This window comes from Pseudomonas abietaniphila, from assembly GCF_039697315.1.
Lineage (GTDB): Bacteria > Pseudomonadota > Gammaproteobacteria > Pseudomonadales > Pseudomonadaceae > Aquipseudomonas > Aquipseudomonas abietaniphila_B.
Window position 1 is genome coordinate 5,555,907 of sequence record NZ_CP155619.1, and the last position, 22,128, is coordinate 5,578,034.

Below are 22,128 nucleotides of genomic sequence, written 5' to 3' on the forward strand. Positions count from 1 at the left end.
TCAAGAGGATGTTTCCATGGAATGCCGTCCGGGCTGCGGCGCTTGCTGCATTGCGCCTTCGATTTCGTCACCGATCCCGGGCATGCCTCAAGGCAAACCTGCGGGAGAACGATGTCTGCATCTTTCAGTCGACATGCTGTGCGGCATCTTCGGCCAGCCTGAGCGGCCTCTGGTGTGCAGTCAGTTTGTTGCGGATCCCGAGGTGTGTGGCGGCAGTTCAGAAGAGGCTATCCGGATACTGGGGTGGTGGGAGCAGGCTACGTCGGTCGCATGAAGGCGATGAGTCGTTGAGTCGAGACAAATGAACTTCACAATAAGGAATAAGACAATGGGTTCGCTGTACCGGATTGCATTTGGAATTGGCATGACTGTATGGGTCGCCAGCGCTGCTCAGGCGGAGAGTTGGACGGTTGCCAAGAACGAGGACGGCATCAAGGTCTCTCTCAGCGATGTTTCAGGGTCGCAATACAAGGCCTACCAGGGCGTGACCACGATCAAGGCCAGCGTCGCGAAGTTACGCAGTTTGCAAGAGGATGTCGCGGGCGCTTGTGCATGGGTTCATGAATGCAAGACGCAAAAAATCCTGAAGCACGAAGGTGACAAGACCTGGACTTACTCCCAGTTCAATACCCCCTGGCCGGTCACCCCGCGTGATTCGGTGCTGCAGATCACCACGGTTGAAGGGGCCGACGGAAGCCTGACTCGCAACCTGCTGGGTCAGCCCACATATATTCCTGAAGAGAAGGGCTTTGTGCGCGTGACTCAGGTCGAAGGTTTCTGGAAGCTCGTTCCCAAAGGCGCCAACGAAACAGAGGTGACCTATCAAGTGCATACCGAGCCGGGCGGCAGCGTGCCGTCGTGGCTGGCCAACAAGTTTGTGGTGGACGCGCCGTTCAATACGCTCAAGGCATTGAAAGAGCGCGCAGAGAAGTAAAACCGGTACAGTTTTCTCCAAAATGAAAAAGGCTGCCACTGGCAGCCTTTTTTGTTTCCGTATTAACCGGGTAGCGAAACGCTTACTTGCGCTCGGCCAGTGGAACGATGTTCCGAGAAACTTCACCGGTGTACAGCTGGCGCGGACGGCCGATCTTGTACGGGCTGGACAGCATTTCTTTCCAGTGCGAGATCCAGCCGACGGTGCGTGCCAGAGCGAAGATCACGGTGAACATGCTGGTAGGAATGCCGATCGCCTTCAGGATGATGCCTGAGTAGAAGTCGACGTTCGGGTACAGCGAGCGCTCGATGAAGTACGGATCGGTCAGCGCGATCTCTTCGAGGCGCATGGCCAGTTCCAGTTGCGGATCGTTGGTGATGCCCAGCTCGCGCAGGACCTCATCGCAGGTCTGCTTCATGACCGTGGCCCGTGGGTCGCGGTTCTTGTAGACGCGGTGGCCAAAGCCCATGAGCTTGAACGGATCGTTCTTGTCCTTGGCCTTGGCAATGAATTTGTCGATGTTCGACACATCGCCAATTTCGTCCAGCATGGTCAGCACGGCTTCGTTGGCGCCGCCGTGGGCAGGGCCCCAGAGTGCGGCGATACCGGCAGCGATACAGGCGAACGGGTTGGCACCCGAAGAGCCGGCCATGCGGACGGTGGAGGTCGATGCGTTTTGTTCGTGGTCGGCGTGGAGGATGAAGATCCGGTCCATGGCCTTGGCCAGCGTCGGGCTGATCGGTTTGATCTCGCACGGCGTGTTGAACATCATGTGCAGGAAGTTTTCCGCGTAGCTCAGGTCGTTGCGCGGGTACATCATGGGTTGACCCATGGAGTACTTGTAAACCATCGCTGCCAGGGTTGGCATCTTGGCAACCAGACGGATCGCCGAGATTTCGCGGTGCTGCGGGTTATTGATGTCCAGCGAGTCGTGGTAGAACGCGGAGAGCGCGCCCACTACGCCGCACATGACGGCCATCGGGTGAGCGTCGCGACGGAAGCCGTTGAAGAACGTCTTCAGTTGCTCGTGCACCATGGTGTGGTTCTTCACGGTGACAACGAATTGGGCTTTCTGCTCGGCAGTCGGCAATTCGCCGTTCAGCAGCAGGTAGCAGGTTTCCAGGTAATCCGACTGTTCGGCCAACTGCTCGATCGGGTAGCCGCGATGCAGCAAAATGCCGTTGTCACCGTCGATGTAGGTGATCTTGGATTCGCATGAGGCGGTCGACATGAAGCCTGGGTCGAATGTGAAGCGTCCGGTGGCGGTCAGGCCGCGTACGTCGATTACATCGGGACCAACGGTGCCGGTCAGAATGGGCAGCTCGACGGGGGCTGCGCCCTCGATGATCAACTGCGCTTTTTTGTCAGCCATGTGGCCTCCTATTTATGCTTCAAATCATCAGACAGGCCCCCCACGCAGGGCCCGCATCACTATAGTGAGATAAATTCTAAAGTCAATTTGCCAAAAGTCTTGTGGCAGAAGGCTTTAAGGCGAGGTTTTCCTCGAATTTCCCTGCCATTTACGCCTTTTATTCCGCTAAAGCAATCAGCCATTAGGGGAGGGTATGCGCGTTGTCATTAGTTGGCTAACTGTCTATACTCGTTGCCCGACCGCCAGGGGCTTTGAGACCTGTTTTTCTGGGGGTCGCACTTCCTGGGTAGTGGGTACCTGACCAGTGCACTTCCCAACAACTTGCCCTGATTCCTAGGGGCTCTTCAGTGTGAAAAAAAGCCGTGAAAAGCCAACGACCTGTAAACCTAGACCTAAGGACCATCAAACTCCCCATTACCGCGATCACGTCGATCCTTCACCGTATCTCCGGCATCATCCTCTTCATCGGCCTCGCTTTCATGCTCTACGCACTGAGCGCGTCGCTGGGTTCTGAAGAAGGCTTTGCCAACGTGAAGTCGACCTTGACCAGTCCGCTGGCCAAGTTCATCGCATGGGGGCTTCTGTCTTCCCTGCTGTATCACCTGGTGGCGGGCATTCGTCACCTGATCATGGATACGGGAGTCGGTGAAACGCTGGAAGGCGGGAAGCTGGGCTCGAAAATCGTCATCGTCGTTTCTCTGGCGCTGATCGTTCTGGCGGGAGTTTGGATATGGTAACCAGCGTTACGAACCTGTCTCGTTCGGGCCTCTACGACTGGATGGCGCAGCGCGTCTCCGCTGTAGTGCTCGCGGCTTATTTCATTTTCCTGATCGGATACCTGATCGCGCACCCTGGCATCGACTACGCCACGTGGCACGCTCTGTTCTCCCATAACGCAATGCGCATCTTCAGTCTGCTCGCCCTTGTGGCCCTGGCCGCTCACGCCTGGGTTGGCATGTGGACCATCGCGACCGACTACCTGACTCCCATGAGTTTCGGTGAGTCCGCGACAGCGGTGCGTTTCCTGTTCCAGGCGGTGTGCGGCATTGCGATGTTCGCGTACTTCGTCTGGGGTGTGCAGATTCTTTGGGGTATCTGATTCATGGCTAAAATTAATACCATCTCGTTCGACGCCATCATCATTGGCGGCGGCGGCGCAGGCATGCGCGCTGCGCTGCAGCTGGCTGAGGGCGGCCATAAGACCGCTGTAGTCACCAAGGTCTTCCCGACCCGCTCGCACACCGTTTCCGCCCAGGGTGGCATCACCTGCGCCATCGCTTCGGCCGACCCGAACGACGACTGGCGCTGGCACATGTACGATACCGTCAAGGGTTCCGACTACATCGGTGACCAGGACGCTATCGAGTACATGTGTCAGGAAGGCCCGGCTGCGGTCTTCGAGCTGGACCACATGGGTCTGCCGTTCTCGCGTACCGAAACCGGTCGTATCTACCAGCGTCCGTTCGGTGGTCAGTCCAAGGACTTCGGCAAGGGCGGTCAGGCTGCACGTACGTGCGCTGCGTCCGACCGTACCGGTCATGCACTGTTGCACACCCTTTATCAGGGCAACCTGAAAGCGGGTACCACATTCCTGAACGAGTACTACGCGGTCGATCTGGTCAAGAACCAGGACGGCGCGTTCGTGGGTGTGATCGCTATCTGCATCGAAACCGGCGAAACCATGTACATCAAGGCCAAGGCCACTGTACTGGCCACCGGCGGTGCGGGTCGTATTTACGCGTCCACCACCAATGCCCTGATCAACACCGGTGATGGTATCGGCATGGCACTGCGTGCCGGTGTTCCGGTTCAGGACATCGAAATGTGGCAGTTCCACCCGACCGGCATCGCTGGCGCAGGTGTACTGGTCACCGAAGGTTGCCGTGGTGAAGGTGGTTACCTCATCAACAAGCATGGCGAGCGTTTCATGGAGCGCTATGCTCCGAACGCCAAAGACCTCGCAGGTCGTGACGTCGTTGCGCGTTCCATGGTCAAGGAAATCATCGCCGGCAACGGCTGTGGCCCGAATGGCGACCACGTCATGCTCAAGCTCGATCACCTGGGCGAAGAAGTGCTGCACAGCCGTCTGCCAGGGATCATGGAACTGTCCAAGACGTTCGCGCACGTTGACCCGGCGGTCGCGCCGATTCCTGTTGTTCCGACCTGCCACTACATGATGGGCGGCGTTGCCACCAACATTCACGGTCAGGCCATGACCATGGACGCCGAAGGCAAGGATCGCGTGATTCCTGGTCTGTTCGCGGTCGGTGAAGTGGCGTGCGTATCGGTTCACGGTGCCAACCGTCTGGGTGGCAACTCGCTGCTCGACCTGGTCGTGTTCGGTCGTGCTGCCGGTCTGCACCTGGAAAAAGCGCTGTCCGAGGGTATCGAATACGCCGACGCCAGCGACACCGACATCGATGTTGCATTGGGTCGTCTGAACGCGCTCAACGAGCGTACCGAAGGCGAAGACGTCGCCACGCTGCGTCGCGAGCTGCAGAACTGCATGCAGAATTACTTCGGCGTGTTCCGCACCGGCGAATACATGCAGAAGGGTATTGCCCAACTGGCTGATCTGCGGGCACGTATTGCCAACGTCAAGATCAACGACAAGTCCCAGGCTTTCAACACCGCGCGTATCGAAGCGCTGGAGTTGCAGAACCTGCTGGAAGTCGCCGAAGCAACCGCAGTGGCTGCTGAAGTGCGTAAAGAGTCCCGCGGCGCTCACGCCCGTGAAGACTTCGAAGATCGCGACGACGAAAACTGGCTGTGCCATACCCTGTACTACCCGGGCGAGAAGCGGGTTGCCAAACGTGCAGTCAACTTTGCGCCGAAAACCGTACCGGCGTTTGAACCGAAAATTCGGACTTACTAAGGGTGGCCGCTATGTTGAAAGTCGAAGTTTATCGCTACAACCCTGACACCGATTCGGCGCCCAAGACCCAGGTCTTCGACGTTGATACCGGTGGTAAGGACCTGATGGTCCTGGACGTGCTGGCGCTGATCAAAGAGCAGGACGAAGGCTTCTCGTATCGTCGCTCCTGCCGTGAAGGCGTCTGCGGTTCCGACGGCATGAACATCAACGGCAAGAACGGCCTGGCGTGCATCACGCCGCTGTCTTCCGTGGTGAAAGGCAACAAGCTGGTGGTGCGCCCACTGCCTGGTTTGCCGGTCATTCGTGACCTGGTCGTCGACATGAGCATCTTCTACAAGCAGTACGAGAAGGTGAAACCATTCCTGCAGAACGACACGCCGGCCCCGGCCATCGAGCGTCTGCAGTCGCCAGAAGAGCGTGAGAAGCTGGACGGTCTGTACGAGTGCATTCTGTGCGCTTGCTGCTCGACTTCCTGCCCGTCGTTCTGGTGGAACCCCGACAAGTTCCTCGGTCCAGCTGCACTGCTGCAAGCCTATCGTTTCCTGGCTGACAGCCGTGACACCAAGACCCAGGAGCGTCTGGCTTCCCTGGACGACCCGTTCAGTGTGTTCCGTTGCCGCGGGATCATGAACTGCGTGAACGTCTGCCCGAAAGGCCTGAACCCTACCAAGGCGATCGGTCACGTGCGCAGCATGCTTCTGAAGAGCGGTATCTGAGTTCGTAGCAGCATCGAAGCATTTGTAGATTTGTAAATGTTGTACCCGTAAACGCTGCGGCGCGGGCTTCAACCGGCGCCGTAGTTTTAACCTGAGCAGCAGTCATTTGGCCGCAGCTCTTATTTTGAAGAAATGAGACCAGCAGGGGCATCCGGGCTGGTACCCGGACTATCTGCGTGATCCTTAGCGGCTTGGTGCAGTCAGCGACTTGATACATTCGCTGCATGGACTTTCAAGTTTGCAACGGTGTCGACGCCGGTGGTGTCCCCTAACCGAGGGTGACCAAGCATGCAAGAAAGCGTGATGCAGCGCATGTGGAACAGCGCCCACCTTTCAGGTGGTAACGCTGCCTATGTGGAAGAGCTCTACGAGCTCTACCTGCACGACCCTAACGCTGTGCCAGAAGAGTGGCGCACCTACTTTCAGACGTTGCCGGCTGACGGCAGCACTGCCACCGATGTATCGCACTCTACGGTTCGCGATCATTTCGTGTTGCTGGGCAAAAACCAGCGCCGCGCTCAGCCGGTCTCCGCCGGTAGCGTGAGCAGCGAACACGAGAAGAAGCAAGTCGAAGTGCTGCGACTGATCCAGGCATTCCGTATGCGCGGCCATCAGGGTGCGCAACTCGATCCTCTGGGTTTGTGGAAGCGTACTGCGCCAGCTGACCTGTCGATCAACCATTACGGTTTGACCAACGCTGACCTCGATACCACCTTCCGTGCCGGCGACCTGTTCATCGGCAAGGAGGAGGCGAGCCTACGCGAAATCGTCGACGCTTTGCAGAAGACATATTGCCGCACCATCGGCGCCGAGTTCACGCACATCGTCGATTCCAACCAGCGCAACTGGTTCATGCAGCGCCTCGAAAGCGTGCGTGGCCGTCCAGCATACTCCGCCGACATTCAGAGCCACTTGCTCGAGCGCGTCACCGCGGCTGAGGGCCTGGAAAAATACCTGGGTACCAAATACCCGGGTACCAAGCGTTTCGGTCTGGAAGGCGGCGAAAGCCTGATCCCGATGCTGGACGAACTGATCCAGCGCTCCGGGTCCTACGGCACCAAGGAAATCGTGATCGGCATGGCCCACCGTGGCCGTCTGAACGTGCTGGTCAACACCTTCGGCAAGAACCCGCGCGAGCTGTTCGACGAGTTCGAAGGCAAGAAAAAGGTCGAGCTGGGTTCCGGTGACGTGAAATACCACCAGGGCTTCTCGTCCAACGTCATGACCACCGGTGGCGAAGTTCACCTGGCCATGGCCTTCAACCCGTCTCACCTGGAGATCGTTTCTCCGGTGGTCGAGGGTTCCGTGCGCGCCCGTCAGGATCGTCGTAATGACGCCACTGGCGAGAAAGTGCTGCCGATTTCCATCCACGGCGACGCTGCGTTCGCAGGTCAGGGCGTCGTGCTGGAAACCTTCCAGATGTCGCAGACCCGCGGCTTCAAGACCGGTGGCACGATCCACATCGTGATCAACAACCAGGTCGGTTTCACCATCAGCAACCCGCAGGACGCTCGCTCCACCGAGTACGCGACCGACGTTGCCAAGATGATTCAGGCGCCGATTCTCCATGTGAATGGCGATGACCCTGAAGCCGTCATGTTCGTGACCCAGCTGGCCATCGACTACCGCATGCAGTTCAAGCGTGACGTGGTAATCGACCTGGTCTGCTACCGTCGTCGCGGTCACAACGAAGCGGACGAACCTAGCGGCACCCAACCGTTGATGTACCAGCAGATCGCCAAACAGCGCACCACCCGTGAGCTGTACGCCGATGCGCTGGCTGCCAGCGGCGTTCTCAACGCTGAAGCGGCTCAGACCAAGGTCGACGAGTACCGCAACGCGCTGGACAACGGCATGCACGTGGTGAAAAGCCTGGTCAAAGAGCCGAACAAGGAATTGTTCGTCGATTGGCGTCCGTACCTGGGCCACGCCTGGACTGCGCGTCACGACACGCGTTTCGACCTCAAGACCCTCCAGGAACTGTCGGCCAAGCTGATGGAGCTGCCGGAAGGTTTCGTGGTTCAGCGCCAAGTCCAGAAGATCTACGAAGATCGCCAGAAGATGCAAGCCGGTGGCCTGCCAATCAACTGGGGTTATGCCGAAACCATGGCCTACGCCACCCTGGCGTTCGAAGGTCACCCGGTTCGCATCACCGGTCAAGACGTCGGTCGCGGTACGTTCTCGCACCGTCACGCCGTCCTGCACAACCAGAAAGACGCGAGCACCTACATTCCTCTGCAAAACCTGTATGCCGGTCAACCTCGTTTTGACCTGTATGACTCGTTCCTGTCGGAAGAGGCGGTACTGGCATTCGAATACGGCTACTCCACCACTTCGCCAAATGCGCTTGTGATCTGGGAAGCCCAGTTCGGTGACTTCGCCAACGGTGCACAGGTCGTGATCGACCAGTTCATCACCAGCGGCGAGCACAAGTGGGGCCGTCTGTGCGGTCTGACCATGCTGTTGCCACACGGTTACGAAGGTCAGGGTCCTGAGCACTCGTCGGCACGTCTGGAGCGTTACCTGCAACTGTGCGCCGAGCACAACATTCAGGTGTGCGTACCAACGACCCCGGCACAGATCTACCATCTGTTGCGCCGTCAGGTGATCCGTCCGCTGCGCAAGCCGCTGGTGGTGCTGACGCCGAAGTCCCTGCTGCGTCACAAACTCGCGATCTCGACGCTGGAAGATCTGGCCGAAGGCTCGTTCCAGACGGTCATCCCGGAAATCGACACCCTCGATCCGGCCAAGGTGACCCGTCTGGTTCTCTGCAGTGGCAAGGTTTATTACGACCTGCTGGAAAAACGCCGTGCCGAAGGCCGCGAAGATATCGCCATCGTGCGTATCGAGCAGCTCTACCCGTTCCCGGAAGACGACCTGATGGAGGCCATCGCGCCTTACACCAACCTGACCCACGTGGTCTGGTGTCAGGAAGAACCGATGAACCAGGGCGCCTGGTACAGCAGCCAGCATCACTTGCGTCGTAGCATCGGCAATCACAACCGCAACCTCGTTCTCGAGTACGCCGGCCGTGATGCTTCTGCTGCCCCTGCTTGTGGCTACGCTTCGATGCACGCCGAACAGCAGGAAAAACTGCTGAAAGACGCGTTCACTGTTTAACGCCTTCGCGCACTAGAAACCGAATTAAGGAATTACAGACAATGGCTATTGAGATCAAAGCCCCCTCTTTCCCGGAATCCGTTGCCGACGGCACCATTTCCAAGTGGCACAAACAGCCGGGCGAAGCGGTAAAACGCGACGAACTGCTGGTCGACATCGAAACCGACAAGGTGGTTCTCGAAGTACTGGCTGAAGCTGACGGCGTATTGGCGTCGATCGTGAAAGGCGAGGGCGACACCGTCCTGTCCAACGAACTGATCGCCACCCTGGACGCTGGCGCCACTGCATCGGCCGCGCCTGCTGCCGCAGCGGCCCCGGCTGCAGCGCCTGCCGCTGCTGCTGCACCTGCTCCTGCTCCTGCCGCCGCTGGCGACGAAGACGCCATCGGCGCTCCGGCTGCTCGCAAGCTGGCTGAAGAAAACGGCATTGCACTGGCCAGCATCAAGGGCACCGGCAAAGACGGTCGCGTCACCAAGGAAGACGTCGTTGCTGCCATTGAAGCGAAGAAATCCGCTCCGGCAGCGGCACCTGCTGCCAAGCCAGCCGCTGCACCGGCTGCTGCTCCTGTGTTCGCCGCTGGCGACCGCACCGAGAAGCGCGTTCCGATGACCCGCCTGCGTGCCAAGGTTGCCGAGCGTCTGGTTGAAGCTCAGTCCACCATGGCCATGCTGACCACTTTCAACGAAGTCGACATGACTGAAGTCATGGCCCTGCGTTCGAAGTACAAGGATCTGTTCGAGAAGTCGCACAACGGCGTACGCCTGGGCTTCATGTCGTTCTTCGTCAAGGCCGCCACCGAAGCGCTGAAACGCTTCCCGGCTGTCAACGCGTCGATCGACGGTTCCGACATCGTTTACCACGGCTATGCCGACGTCGGTGTTGCTGTTTCCAGCGACCGTGGTCTGGTGGTTCCGGTTCTGCGTAACGCAGAGCAGATGAGCCTGGCTGAAATCGAAGGCGGCATCGCCACCTTCGGCAAGAAAGCCCGTGACGGCAAACTGTCCATCGACGAGATGACCGGTGGTACCTTCACAATCACCAACGGTGGTACTTTCGGCTCGATGATGTCGACCCCGATCGTCAACCCGCCACAAGCGGCCATCCTGGGCATGCACAACATCGTTCAGCGCCCAATGGCAATCAACGGTCAGGTTGTAATCCGTCCGATGATGTACCTGGCACTGTCCTACGATCACCGCTTGATCGACGGTAAAGAAGCTGTGACGTTCCTGGTGACCATCAAGAACCTGCTGGAAGACCCGGCTCGTCTGTTGCTGGATATCTGATTCAAGGCAGCTGCAAGCCGCAAGCGCCAAGCTGCAAGAATAAGCAGCCTGGCGCTCGTGCTTGGGTCGTCGCAACATCCTAATGAACAGGCTGCAACTCGTCTGTAGAGCATCACGGATCAGCTTGCAGCGTGTGGCTTGAAGCTCGCAGCTAAAGAGGAACTCTTTTTTATGTCCCAGAAATTCGACGTGGTAGTGATTGGCGCAGGCCCTGGCGGTTATGTTGCCGCCATCAAGGCCGCGCAACTTGGTCTCAAGACTGCCTGCATCGAGAAGTATCAGGATAAAGAGGGCAAGCTCGCTCTCGGCGGTACCTGCCTGAACGTAGGCTGCATTCCTTCCAAGGCGCTGCTGGACAGCTCGTGGAAATTCTACGAAGCCAAGAACCAGTTCGGTGTTCACGGTATCTCGGTTGGCGACGTGAAAATCGACGTGGCCGCGATGATTGGCCGCAAGGCACAGATCGTCAAGGGTCTGACCGGTGGCGTTGCCAGCCTGTTCAAGGCCAACGGCGTCACTTCCCTGCAAGGCCATGGCAAGCTGCTGGCCGGCAAGAAAGTCGAGCTGACCAAGCCTGACGGCACCACCGAAGTCATTGAAGCCGACAACATCATCCTGGCTTCGGGTTCGCGTCCGATCGACATTCCACCGGCTCCGGTCGATCAGAACGTCATCGTTGACTCCACCGGTGCTCTGGAATTCCCGGCAGTGCCTGAGCGTCTGGGCGTCATCGGTGCGGGCGTTATCGGCCTGGAACTGGGCTCCGTGTGGGCACGTCTGGGTTCCAAGGTCACCGTTCTGGAAGCGCTGGAGAAGTTCCTGCCTGCCGCTGACGAAGCCGTCTCCAAAGAAGCACAGAAGACCTTCACCAAGCAGGGTCTGGACATCAAGCTGGGCGCTCGCGTCACTGGCTCGAAAGTCAACGGCAATGAAGTGGTCGTCAACTACACCGATAAAGACGGTGAGCAGAACATCACGTTCGACCGCCTGATCGTTGCCGTAGGCCGCCGTCCGGTGACCACCGATCTGCTGGCCTCCGACAGCGGCGTCGACATCGACGAGCGCGGCTTCATCTTCGTCAACGATCAGTGCGAGACCAGCGTTCCTGGTGTCTACGCGATCGGCGACGTGGTCCGTGGTCTGATGCTGGCACACAAAGCGTCGGAAGAAGGCATCATGGTTGTCGAGCGCATCAAGGGTCACAAGACCCAGATGAACTACGACCTGATCCCGTCGGTTATCTACACGCACCCGGAAATCGCATGGGTCGGTAAAACCGAGCAGACCTTGAAGGCCGAAGGCGTTGAGGTTAACGTCGGCAGCTTCCCGTTCGCGGCGAGCGGCCGTGCGATGGCGGCGAACGACACTGGCGGTTTCGTCAAAGTCATCGCTGACGCCAAAACCGACCGTGTACTGGGTGTACACGTCATCGGCCCAGGCGCAGCAGAACTGGTACAGCAGGGCGCGATCGGTATGGAATTCGGCACCAGTGCCGAAGACATCGGCATGATGGTCTTCTCCCACCCGACGTTGTCCGAAGCGCTGCACGAAGCTGCTTTGGCTGTGAATGGCCACGCCATCCACATCCAGAACAAGAAAAAACGCTAAGAAAAAAACCACGACGGACCGCCCGTCGTAGGCCTTGCTCGCAAGGCTTACCGCGGAAGGTCCGTTGGACTCGAACTCCCGGCGGGTTCCGGATCGGCACTCATGTGGCGGTCCAGGCCCTTCCGGGAGAAGCGGTCACAGGTGGTGCGGCACGCTTAGACGAGCAGCACCGAATGCGCAGTACCTAACGAAGACGGTAATAAGCATGAATCTTCACGAGTATCAGGGTAAGCAGCTGTTTGCTGAATACGGCCTGCCAGTATCCAAGGGCTTTGCAGTAGACACCCCGGAAGCAGCAGCAGAAGCGTGCGACAAGATCGGCGGAACCGAATGGGTCGTCAAAGCCCAGGTTCACGCGGGTGGTCGCGGTAAAGCGGGCGGCGTCAAGCTGGTTCGCAGCAAGGAAGACGCAGCTGCGTTCGCCCAACAGTGGTTGGGCAAGCGTCTGGTCACTTACCAGACTGATGCCAACGGCCAGCCAGTCACCAAGATCCTGGTTGAATCCTGCACTGACATCGCCAAAGAGCTGTACCTGGGCGCTGTAGTGGATCGTTCGAGCCGTCGTATCGTGTTCATGGCTTCCACCGAAGGTGGCGTGGACATCGAGAAAATCGCTCACGAAACTCCTGAGAAGATTCTCAAGGCCACGATCGATCCACTGGTTGGCGCTCAGCCATTCCAGGGTCGCGATCTGGCATTCCAGCTGGGTCTGGAAGGCAAGCAGGTCACTCAGTTCGCCAAGATCTTCGTCGGTCTGGCCAAGCTGTTCCAGGACCACGACCTGGCCCTGCTGGAAGTGAACCCGCTGGTGATCAAGGCTGACGGCGATCTGCACTGCCTGGACGCCAAGATCAACATCGACGCCAACGCCATGTACCGTCAGCCTAAGCTGAAGGCTTTCCACGACCCATCGCAAGATGACCCACGTGAAGCCCACGCTGCAAAGTTCGAACTGAACTACGTGGCACTGGAAGGCAACATCGGCTGCATGGTCAACGGTGCTGGCCTGGCCATGGGTACCATGGACATCGTCAACCTGCACGGCGGCAAGCCAGCCAACTTCCTCGACGTAGGTGGTGGTGCTACCAAAGAGCGCGTGACCGAAGCCTTCAAGATCATCCTGTCCGACAGCAACGTCGCCGCAGTACTGGTCAACATCTTCGGCGGCATCGTTCGTTGCGACATGATTGCCGAAGGCATCATTGGCGCGGTGAAAGAAGTCGGCGTGAAAATCCCGGTCGTTGTTCGCCTTGAAGGTAACAACGCTGACCTGGGCGCTAAAGTACTGGCAGAAAGCGGCTTGAACATCATCGCTGCTACTAGCTTGACCGACGCTGCTCAACAAGTCGTCAAAGCTGCGGAGGGCAAATAATGAGCGTCCTGATCAACAAAGACACCAAAGTTATCTGCCAGGGCTTCACCGGCTCGCAAGGTACTTTCCACTCCGAACAAGCCATTGCCTACGGCACCAAAATGGTTGGCGGCGTGACCCCAGGCAAGGGTGGCACCACTCACCTGAACCTGCCGGTGTTCAACACCGTTCGCGAAGCGGTAGAACAAACTGGCGCTACCGCCAGCGTGATCTACGTTCCGGCTCCTTTCTGCAAAGATTCGATCCTGGAAGCTGCTTTCGGCGGCATCAAGCTGATCATCTGCATCACCGAAGGTATTCCTACCCTCGACATGCTGGATGCCAAGGTCAAGTGCGACGAGCTGGGTGTTACCCTGATCGGCCCTAACTGCCCAGGCGTGATCACTCCGGGCGAGTGCAAGATCGGCATCATGCCAGGTCACATTCACTTGCCAGGCAAAGTCGGTATCGTGTCGCGTTCCGGCACCCTGACTTACGAAGCTGTGAAGCAGACCACTGACGCCGGTTTCGGTCAGTCCACCTGCGTCGGCATCGGTGGTGACCCGATCCCTGGCTCCAACTTCATCGACATCCTGAAGTTGTTCCAGAACGACCCACAGACCGAAGCGATCGTCATGATCGGTGAGATCGGTGGTTCGGCTGAAGAAGAAGCGGCTGCCTACATCAAGGCAAACGTGACCAAGCCAGTCGTTTCCTACATCGCCGGTGTGACCGCTCCTCCGGGCAAGCGCATGGGCCATGCGGGCGCGATCATCTCCGGCGGTAAAGGCACAGCAGACGAGAAATTCGCTGCACTGCAAGACGCAGGCGTAAAAACCGTGCGTTCGCTGGCAGACATCGGCAAAGCCCTGGCTGAGCTGACCGGTTGGGAAATGAAGAAGTAAGCATCGCTTGCTGATCATTGTCTGATCGACAAAGGCCACCTTCGGGTGGCCTTTGTGTTTTCCGGGATCACGAAACCCGGCCTGTAGGAGTGAGCTTGCTCGCGACCAGAGGTATCAGGCACCGCAAGACCGAATAGCGGCATAGCAATCAGCCGTTCGCCCGTGCGCTCCTATTTAAGCAGGCAGCCGCTCTCCCGAATGTTGTAGGTTTTTTCCGATATGCGACAGCCATGTGCATACATCGGTCGCCCCGCCCTGTATCGGTGCGAAAAATAGGGTAGGCTAGCCGCCATTTTGCGTGGCCGACCCCCATAAGGAGCCGCCGCGCGCAGACGGGTCTGTTCTAAAAGGACGGGCAGCATTTCCCTCACCCTCAGGGAAATCCTCTTCTTAATTCCGATTCAGCAGTGTGGTTTCTTTGATGAAAGTGTTGAAAGGTCAGGACATCCTGGCGCTTGGCTTCATGACGTTCGCGTTATTCGTAGGTGCTGGCAATATCATCTTCCCCCCTATCGTTGGTCTACAGGCCGGTCCGCACGTGTGGATGGCGGCGCTGGGCTTTCTGGTAACGGCGGTAGGCCTCCCGGTCGTGACCGTTGTCGCACTGGCCAAGGTCGGCGGGGCCATGGACGCGCTGAGCAGTCCGATCGGCAAAGTCGCCGGCACCGTGCTCGCGGCAGTCTGTTATTTGTCCGTGGGGCCGTTGTTCGCGACGCCGCGCACGGCCACCGTGTCCTTTGAGGTCGGCCTGGCGCCGATCACCGGCGAAAGCCCGCTGGCGTTGTTCCTGTACAGCCTCGTGTACTTCCTGCTGGTCTTCTGGATCTCGCTCTATCCCGGCCGCTTGCTCGACACCGTCGGGCGCTTCCTGGCGCCGTTGAAAATCATCGCACTGGCGGTATTGGGTATCGCAGCCTTCGCGTTGCCTGCCGGTGACGTCGGGATTGCACAGCCTGCGTATGTTGCCGCTCCGTTCTCCCAGGGCTTCATCAATGGTTACCTGACGATGGACACGCTGGGCGCGCTGGTGTTTGGCATCGTCATTGTCAATGCCATCCGCTCTCGCGGCGTGGAGTCTCCGAAACTGATCACGCGCTACGCGATCATTGCCGGTCTGATTGCCGGGCTGGGTCTTGCGCTGGTCTACATCAGCCTGTTCCGTCTCGGCGCCGGGAGCCATGCCGTCGCTGCAGGTGCCACCAACGGCGCAGCGGTGCTGCACGCCTATGTGCAACACACGTTCGGCACGCTGGGCAGCGGTTTTCTCGCGGTATTGATTTCCCTTGCGTGCCTGGTCACGGCGGTGGGCCTGACGTGCGCTTGCGCCGAGTATTTCAGCCGACTGCTGCCGCTTTCCTACAAGACCCTGGTGATCCTGCTGGCGGCGTTCTCGTTGTTGGTCTCCAACCTGGGCCTGACCAAGCTGATCCAGTTCTCCATTCCGGTGCTGACCGCTATCTATCCGCCGTGCATCGCATTGGTCGCTTTGAGTTTCTGCAAGGATTTCTGGCAGTCACAAGGACGCGTCGTTGCGCCGGTGATGCTGGTGTCGTTCGTATTCGGCACGGTCGACGCGGTCAAGGGGGCGGGGTTTGCAGATAACCTGCCTGATGCGCTGGCGCATTTGCCATTGAGCGAGCAAGGGCTGGCTTGGTTGATTCCGTCGCTGATCACGCTGTTCGTGGCGTTCGTGGTGGATCGCATGCTGGGTCGACGCAGCGAAGCGCTGGCCTGAGAGGAGGGCGGCGGCGTCAATTCATGGCGGCGCTGCTTAACTTGAAGGTATAAAAAATAAAGCCCGCGCAAGCGGGCTTTATTTTTGGGAAACTTTGGAACTTACTGCTTAGTTGGTGCAGGCGCCTGTTCGTTAGCCTCTTTTGCGCGCTCTTGAGCGGCTTCGGCATTCTTCTGGGCAGCTTCCTGACTTTCTTTGGCGGCGTCGTTCACTTTGTCTTGAGCCTTTTGCATCGACTCCTGAGACTGTTGGGCGGCCTTGTTGGCATCTTGCTGTTTATCCTCGGATTTTTTTTCGCACGCGGCGAGGCCCAAGGTGGCAGAAAGCATGAGGGCAATGGCTAAAGTCTTACGCATGGGTATTTCTCCTTATTGAACATCTACGAGCCTTCGAACGCATGCTTATTCCGTTAGTTCCATCGTGCGCCCCAATAAATGAATAACTGTTTCAATGCTGTTACGCGGGAAAGCGATTTCCTGCGGGTTAAACGATTTTGCTTGCGCTGTCACACACGATCTTAACGGGGGCAGTTAAAGACCTGACGAAGAATGCGCGATCACATTGCCCACGCTCTTGAAATCCCCGACCCAGCCCCCACCTTGATGACAACCCGCCGTTCGGCCTGAGCAGTGCACCGGACGGCTACCCCTATTTGTGTGGACTGATTGGAGTTTGATGACCATGAGTGTGGAAACTCAAAAGGAAACCCTGGGCTTCCAGACCGAGGTGAAGCAACTGCTGCACCTCATGATCCATTCGCTGTATTCGAACAAGGAGATTTTTCTCCGCGAGCTGATTTCCAACGCCTCCGACGCGGTGGACAAGCTGCGTTTCGAAGCGCTGTCCAAGCCCGAGCTGCTGGAAGGCGGCGCTGAGCTCAAAATCCGTGTGAGCTTCGACAAGGACGCTCAGACCGTCACCCTCGAAGACAACGGCATCGGCATGAGCCGCGAAGATGTGATCACCCACTTGGGTACCATCGCCAAGTCCGGCACTGCCGATTTCATGAAGAACCTGACCGGCGATCAGAAGAAAGACTCGCACCTTATCGGTCAGTTCGGCGTGGGTTTTTACTCCGCGTTCATCGTCGCCGATCAGGTTGAAGTGTTCAGCCGTCGTGCGGGTCTGCCGGCCAGTGAAGGCGTCCACTGGTCCTCCAGAGGCGAGGGCGAGTTTGAAGTCGCTACCGTGGAAAAGGCCGATCGCGGTACGCGCATCGTGCTGCACCTGAAGAAAGCTGAAGACGAATTCGCCGACGGCTACCGCCTGCGCAACATCATCAAGAAGTACTCCGACCACATCGCCTTGCCGATCGAGCTGCCGAAAGAGCAGGTCGCTGTCGAGGGTGAGCCTTCGCCTGTGCAGGAATGGGAAACAGTTAACCGTGCCAGCGCTCTGTGGACCCGCCCTCGCACCGAAGTGAAGGATGAGGAATACCAGGAGTTCTACAAGCATATTGCTCACGATTTCGAAAACCCGCTGGCCTGGAGCCACAACAAGGTCGAAGGCAAGCTGGAATACAACTCGCTGCTGTATGTGCCGGCCCGTGCCCCGTTCGATCTGTATCAGCGTGAAGCGCCGCGCGGCTTGAAGCTGTACGTGCAGCGCGTGTTCGTCATGGACCAGGCCGAGTCTTTCCTGCCGCTGTACCTGCGTTTCATCAAGGGTGTGGTCGACTCCAACGACCTGTCGTTGAACGTCTCGCGTGAAATCCTGCAGAAAGACCCGATCATCGACTCGATGAAGTCCGCGCTGACCAAGCGCGTGCTGGACATGCTGGAAAAACTGGCGAAGAACCAGCCGGAAGAATACAAAGGCTTCTGGAAAAACTTTGGTCAGGTCATGAAAGAGGGCCCGGCCGAAGACTTCGCCAACAAGGAAAAGATTGCCGGTCTGCTGCGTTTCGCGTCGACCTCCGACGACAGCGGCGAGCAAAGCGTTTCCCTGGCCGAGTACTTGGCCCGTGGCAAGGAAGGTCAGGACAAGATTTATTACCTCACCGGCGAAAGCTACGCGCAAGTCAAGAACAGCCCGCACCTGGAAGTCTTCCGCAAGAAAGGCATCGAAGTGCTGCTGCTGACCGACCGCATCGACGAGTGGCTGATGAGCTACCTGAGCGATTTCGACGGCAAGGGCTTCGTTGACGTGGCACGTGGCGACCTGGACCTGGGCAAGCTTGATTCCGAAGAGGACAAGAAAGCCCAGGAAGAAGTGGCCAAGGACAAAGAAGGTCTGATCGAGCGTCTGAAGGCCGCGCTGGGTGATACGGTCAGCGAAGTGCGCGTCTCGCACCGTCTGACCGACTCGCCTGCGATTCTGGCCATCGGCGAGCAGGACCTGGGCCTGCAGATGCGTCAGATCCTGGAAGCCAGCGGCCAGAAGGTCCCGGATTCCAAGCCGATCTTCGAATTCAACCCGACTCACCCGCTGATCGGCAAGCTCGACAACGAGCAGAGCGAAGAGCGCTTCGGCGAGCTGTCGCACATTCTGTTCGATCAGGCAGCGCTGGCCGCCGGTGACAGCTTGAAAGATCCGGCTGCTTACGTGCGCCGTTTGAACAAGCTGTTGGTAGAACTGTCGGTTTAACATTCGAGTGCAGACAAAACCCGCTTCGGCGGGTTTTGTCATTTGGTATTCCTTCATTCTCAACAGCAGGAGTCAGCAATGAGCAACGTAACTGTGCAGTCCGTGGTGTATCAGATTGACGGGCAGAGCTACGAAAGTCGTCTGGTCTTCAGCGAAGGCGCTAACGCAGTGCCAGGGCTGGTCATGGCACCTAACTGGATGGGCATCAGCGAAGACGCCGAGCAGATCGCCAAAGAGGTGGCGGGTAAAGGGTACGTGGTGCTGCTGGCTGACCTCTATGGCCAGAACGTTCGCCCGAAAAACGGCGATGAAGCAGCGGCGGCCATGATGCCGATGAAAAACGACCGCGCCTTGCTGAACAAACGCATGACGGCAGCGCTGGAGCAGCTGACCGCGCAGACCGTTGCAAAGGTGGACAAGGCAAGCCTTGCCGCATTTGGTTTCTGCTTCGGCGGCTGCTGTGCGCTGGAACTGGCACGCACAGGCGCGCCGCTGAAAGCCGCCGTGTCGTTCCACGGCACGCTGGACACCACAAACCCGGCCGATGCGAAAAACATCAAAGGCAAGGTCCTGGTATTGCACGGCGCATCCGATCCATTGGTGCCGAAAGAGCAATTGCCAGCGTTCGAAGCCGAAATGAATGCCGCCAACGTCGACTGGCAGCTGCTGAGCTACGGCGGCGCGTTCCACTCGTTCACCGATCCGCATGCCAACAACCCTGGCGTGCAGATGTACAACCCGACGGTGTCCAAACGTGCGTTCACTGCGATGCACAATCTGCTGGATGAGGTGTTCGCGGGCTAACACACGGTTGTAGGAGTGAGCTTGCTCGCGATTGCGTTGCGTCATGCTCTGATGTGGTGAATGAACGGACGCCATCGCGAGCAAGCTCACTCCTACAGGGATTACGGTTTATTTTTTGCCTGACGGCAACTCAATCCGCTCCACTTCTCCGGCCACTGTCGGCCAGTCTCCCGCCGCCCATTTCGCCCTTGCCTGATCGATCAAGGCCGGATCGCTGGCAACGAAATTCCAGTTCATCCTGCGTGGCCCATCCAGTGGCGCACCGCCAATCAGTACTGCATGGGATTCGCTTTCAGCGCTCAGTGTCGGTTCGTCACCTGCATCCAGTACGACAAGGCTGCGAGGCTCGACAGGCTCGCCATCCAGCGACATGTCGCCCGCTATCACGTACAACGCACGTTGCTCATGTTCTGTAGGAATCAGCAGGGTCGTTGCCGTCTGCATCTTCACTTCGGCATACAGCGTCGGCGACAAGACCGGAACCGGTGACTCAAGGCAAAAGCCGTTGCCCGCGATCATGCGGATGCTGATGCCCAGGGTGTCGCTGACGGGCAAGGTCGTGGCCGGATGGTGGCTGTAGTGGCCAGTGCCTTGCTCGTGAGTTTTGGGAGATGCCAGCCAGACTTGCAGGCCGTGCAGCCGCGACCCACTGTCGTGAAGCGCCTGCGGCGTACGTTCGATATGCGCGATCGCACTCCCGGCAGTCATCCAGCTGACCTCGCCCGGCATAACGTGTTGATCGCTGCCGAGGCTGTCCTTGTGCTGGATCTGGCCTTCGAACAGGTAGGTGAGGGTCGACAGGCCGATGTGCGGGTGTTGGCGGATGTCCATGCCGCGGCCCGGCCCGTAGGTGGTTTCCAGCATGTGGTCGAAGAACACGAAGGGTCCGACGCTGCGGCATTGAGCCGAAGGCAAGGGGCGCAGAATCGGCTGGCCTTCGACGTCTTCCGCGCGGGGTTTGATGGTCAGCATGGCGAGGCTCTCGTTGGGCGTGGCGACAGAATACAAATCATAAATCCAATCGTATGGATCGTCTGTGCTGCCGTTTCAAACCTATCGGATATTCCCCGCTCGGGTTGTTGAATTTTCGTTAGATAATTATCGGAAACCCCCTACAGAGATCATGGTTATAGCCGATATCTGGGGCGACAACCGACTGCTCTTTTTTCGATGCAGGGAATTTGGGAAGGACCCACTATGACCGTCAGAAACATGAATATCGCACCTCGAGCGGCTCTCGGCTTTGGCGTGCTTGCGCTGTTGGTTTTTGGGCTGGGCGTCTTTGCATTGATGCAGATGGCCAGCATGCGAAAGCAGTCGGATCTGGTGGAGAGCAAATGGCTGCCCAGCGTCATGGAGCTGGGCACGATGGGCCAGGACCTGATGCGGATCAGGACGTTGACGCTGCGGCTGATGCTCAACCGCGGCGCTGACGCATTGCAGGATAATTACACCAAAATCGATCATCTCAAGACCGGATTACAGTCCACCGAGCAAAATTATGTCGCGCTTATCGGGTCGCCCCATGAGCGAGAACTGTACGACGGTTTTGCCGCCGCGAAACAGGCCTACTTTCAGCGGCAAACTCGCGTCATGGACTTGTCCCGGCAAAATCAGATGGATGATGCCTTGCAGGTCGTCAACGGCGAAATGAATCAATACGCCGACAAAATGACCCAGGCGCTCAACGAACTGACGGCGATCAACAAGAAAGGCGCGGGTGAAGCGACCGATCTGGCCCAGCAAGTCTTCGGCAATGCCCAGAGTTGGGTGATGGGCATGATCGTGCTGACCGCGCTGATCACACTGGTGCTCGCGTGGGGGTTGACCCGCAGCATCGTGCAGCCGCTGGCCCAGGCGCTGGGCATCGCCCAGGTCATCGCAGCCGGTGACCTCACCGCTGATATCGTCGTTCAGGGGCGCGACGAACCCGCGCGGTTGCTGGAAGCGCTGAAGGCTATGCAACAAAGCCTGCGTCGTACGATTCTGCGGATCTCTGATTCGTCCAGTCAGCTCGCTTCGGCGTCGGAAGAACTGAGCACAGTGACCGAAGACTCCACGCGCGGTCTGCACCAACAGAGCCTGGAAATCGATCAGGCCGCCACGGCAGTCAACCAGATGACCGCCGCGGTGGAGGAGGTTGCGCGCAATGCCGTGGCGACATCCCAGGCGTCCGGCGAGTCGGATCGCATCGCTCAGCGCGGGCGCCATCAAGTGAGGGAAACGGTGGCGTCTATTGGTAGCCTGGCCCATGACGTCACTCAGGCGGGCGATCAGGTGGAAACCTTGGCGCAGAAGGTCTATGGCATCAGCAAGGTGCTGGACGTGATCCGTTCTGTGGCCGAGCAGACCAACCTGTTGGCGCTCAACGCTGCCATTGAGGCGGCCCGTGCGGGTGAAGCCGGCCGGGGTTTTGCGGTGGTCGCGGACGAGGTGCGTGCTCTGGCCCATCGCACTCAGTCGTCGACTCAGGAAATCGAGCAGTTGGTGGGCGATATCCGCCAGGGCACCGATCAGGCCGTGGCCGCCATGCAAGGCAGCAACACCCGTGCGCAATCCACGCTTGAACTGGCGCAGTCCGCCGGGGTTGCGCTGGACGAGATCGCAGCTGCTATTACCTTGATCACCGAACGTAACGTGGTCATCGCCAGCGCGTCCGAGGAGCAGGCGCAAGTGGCGCGGGAAGTGGATCGCAACCTGACCAACATCCGCGACATCGCGCTGCAGAGCTCGGCGGGTGCGAACCAGACCAGCGCTGCCAGCCATGATTTGTCGCGTCTGGCGACGGATCTGAATGGCATGGTGGCGGCGTTTTCGGTTTAAGCACAATGCGATT

The 22,128-nt window shown here is 58.5% G+C and carries 18 protein-coding genes and 1 pseudogene; 16 read left to right on the plus strand and 3 right to left on the minus strand.

The annotated features are described in order from the left end of the window. The first annotated feature begins 16 nt into the window (after window positions 1-16). Both ABDX87_RS24390 and ABDX87_RS24395 read left to right on the plus strand, forming a co-directional pair. Window positions 17-274, plus strand: coding sequence for a YkgJ family cysteine cluster protein (locus tag ABDX87_RS24390; protein ID WP_346830182.1), 258 nt, complete (start codon window positions 17-19; stop codon window positions 272-274). 54 nt (window positions 275-328) lie between these two features. After that, window positions 329-934, plus strand: coding sequence for an START domain-containing protein (locus tag ABDX87_RS24395; RefSeq protein ID WP_346833611.1), 606 nt, complete (start codon window positions 329-331; stop codon window positions 932-934). An 82-nt stretch (window positions 935-1,016) separates the two neighbouring features. Here the strand turns inward: ABDX87_RS24395 and gltA are convergent, their stop codons facing one another. Continuing rightward, a complete protein-coding gene (gene gltA, locus ABDX87_RS24400; RefSeq protein ID WP_346830183.1) occupies window positions 1,017-2,306 on the minus strand; it encodes a citrate synthase in 1,290 nt (429 codons plus the stop codon). 362 nt (window positions 2,307-2,668) lie between these two features. Here gltA and sdhC point away from each other — a divergent pair, with 362 nt between their 5' ends. The 10 genes from sdhC (at window position 2,669) to brnQ (ending at window position 15,902) form a co-directional block, all read left to right on the plus strand. Then, a complete protein-coding gene (sdhC, locus tag ABDX87_RS24405; RefSeq protein WP_346830184.1) occupies window positions 2,669-3,043 on the plus strand; it encodes a succinate dehydrogenase, cytochrome b556 subunit in 375 nt (124 codons plus the stop codon). Next, the gene (gene sdhD / locus ABDX87_RS24410) at window positions 3,037-3,405 is read left to right on the plus strand and encodes a succinate dehydrogenase, hydrophobic membrane anchor protein (RefSeq protein ID WP_074753413.1); all 369 of its coding nucleotides are present in this window, start codon (window positions 3,037-3,039) and stop codon (window positions 3,403-3,405) included. Before sdhC ends, sdhD begins: the two co-directional genes overlap by 7 nt. A gap of 3 nt (window positions 3,406-3,408) precedes the next feature. After that, a complete protein-coding gene (sdhA, locus tag ABDX87_RS24415; protein WP_346830185.1) occupies window positions 3,409-5,181 on the plus strand; it encodes a succinate dehydrogenase flavoprotein subunit in 1,773 nt (590 codons plus the stop codon). 11 nt (window positions 5,182-5,192) lie between these two features. Continuing rightward, window positions 5,193-5,897 carry a succinate dehydrogenase iron-sulfur subunit gene (locus ABDX87_RS24420; protein WP_062381079.1) on the plus strand — a complete coding sequence of 235 codons (705 nt, stop codon included), beginning with the start codon at window positions 5,193-5,195 and terminating at the stop codon, window positions 5,895-5,897. A 288-nt stretch (window positions 5,898-6,185) separates the two neighbouring features. Beyond that, window positions 6,186-9,017: a 2-oxoglutarate dehydrogenase E1 component gene (locus ABDX87_RS24425; protein ID WP_346830186.1), complete on the plus strand. Its 2,832-nt coding sequence runs from the start codon at window positions 6,186-6,188 to the stop codon at window positions 9,015-9,017. A gap of 41 nt (window positions 9,018-9,058) precedes the next feature. After that, window positions 9,059-10,303, plus strand: a complete 1,245-nt coding sequence (gene odhB, locus ABDX87_RS24430; protein ID WP_346830187.1) for a 2-oxoglutarate dehydrogenase complex dihydrolipoyllysine-residue succinyltransferase — start codon at window positions 9,059-9,061, stop codon at window positions 10,301-10,303. A 171-nt stretch (window positions 10,304-10,474) separates the two neighbouring features. Further along, the gene (lpdA, locus tag ABDX87_RS24435; RefSeq protein WP_346830188.1) at window positions 10,475-11,911 is read left to right on the plus strand and encodes a dihydrolipoyl dehydrogenase; all 1,437 of its coding nucleotides are present in this window, start codon (window positions 10,475-10,477) and stop codon (window positions 11,909-11,911) included. A 205-nt stretch (window positions 11,912-12,116) separates the two neighbouring features. Further along, window positions 12,117-13,283 (plus strand): ADP-forming succinate--CoA ligase subunit beta, encoded by a 1,167-nt coding sequence (sucC, locus tag ABDX87_RS24440; RefSeq protein ID WP_074753407.1) that lies wholly within the window; start codon window positions 12,117-12,119, stop codon window positions 13,281-13,283. Next, the gene (sucD, locus tag ABDX87_RS24445; RefSeq protein WP_074753406.1) at window positions 13,283-14,167 is read left to right on the plus strand and encodes a succinate--CoA ligase subunit alpha; all 885 of its coding nucleotides are present in this window, start codon (window positions 13,283-13,285) and stop codon (window positions 14,165-14,167) included. The genes sucC and sucD overlap by 1 nt, the downstream gene beginning before the upstream one ends. A 421-nt stretch (window positions 14,168-14,588) precedes the next feature. After that, complete coding sequence (brnQ, locus tag ABDX87_RS24450) at window positions 14,589-15,902, plus strand: branched-chain amino acid transport system II carrier protein (RefSeq protein ID WP_346830189.1); 1,314 nt, start codon at window positions 14,589-14,591, stop codon at window positions 15,900-15,902. A gap of 101 nt (window positions 15,903-16,003) precedes the next feature. Here brnQ and ABDX87_RS24455 read toward each other — a convergent pair whose 3' ends face one another. Then, a complete protein-coding gene (locus ABDX87_RS24455; RefSeq protein WP_346830190.1) occupies window positions 16,004-16,258 on the minus strand; it encodes a hypothetical protein in 255 nt (84 codons plus the stop codon). 325 nt (window positions 16,259-16,583) lie between these two features. Here ABDX87_RS24455 and htpG point away from each other — a divergent pair, with 325 nt between their 5' ends. Both htpG and ABDX87_RS24465 read left to right on the plus strand, forming a co-directional pair. Further along, window positions 16,584-18,488 (plus strand): molecular chaperone HtpG, encoded by a 1,905-nt coding sequence (htpG, locus tag ABDX87_RS24460; RefSeq protein ID WP_346830191.1) that lies wholly within the window; start codon window positions 16,584-16,586, stop codon window positions 18,486-18,488. 78 nt (window positions 18,489-18,566) lie between these two features. Next, window positions 18,567-19,292: a dienelactone hydrolase family protein gene (locus ABDX87_RS24465; protein WP_346830192.1), complete on the plus strand. Its 726-nt coding sequence runs from the start codon at window positions 18,567-18,569 to the stop codon at window positions 19,290-19,292. A gap of 108 nt (window positions 19,293-19,400) precedes the next feature. On the opposite strand, the gene ABDX87_RS24470 is transcribed toward ABDX87_RS24465, so the two are convergent. Next, the gene (locus tag ABDX87_RS24470) at window positions 19,401-20,264 is read right to left on the minus strand and encodes a pirin family protein (RefSeq protein ID WP_346830193.1); all 864 of its coding nucleotides are present in this window, start codon (window positions 20,262-20,264) and stop codon (window positions 19,401-19,403) included. 240 nt (window positions 20,265-20,504) lie between these two features. Between ABDX87_RS24470 and ABDX87_RS29345 the strand changes: the two are divergent. Beyond that, window positions 20,505-21,209: pseudogene (locus ABDX87_RS29345) on the plus strand (MCP four helix bundle domain-containing protein); the annotation flags it as partial. 201 nt (window positions 21,210-21,410) lie between these two features. Then, on the plus strand, window positions 21,411-22,115 hold the full coding sequence (locus ABDX87_RS29350) for a methyl-accepting chemotaxis protein (protein WP_431061276.1): 705 nt from the start codon (window positions 21,411-21,413) through the stop codon (window positions 22,113-22,115). The last annotated feature ends 13 nt before the right edge of the window (window positions 22,116-22,128 follow it).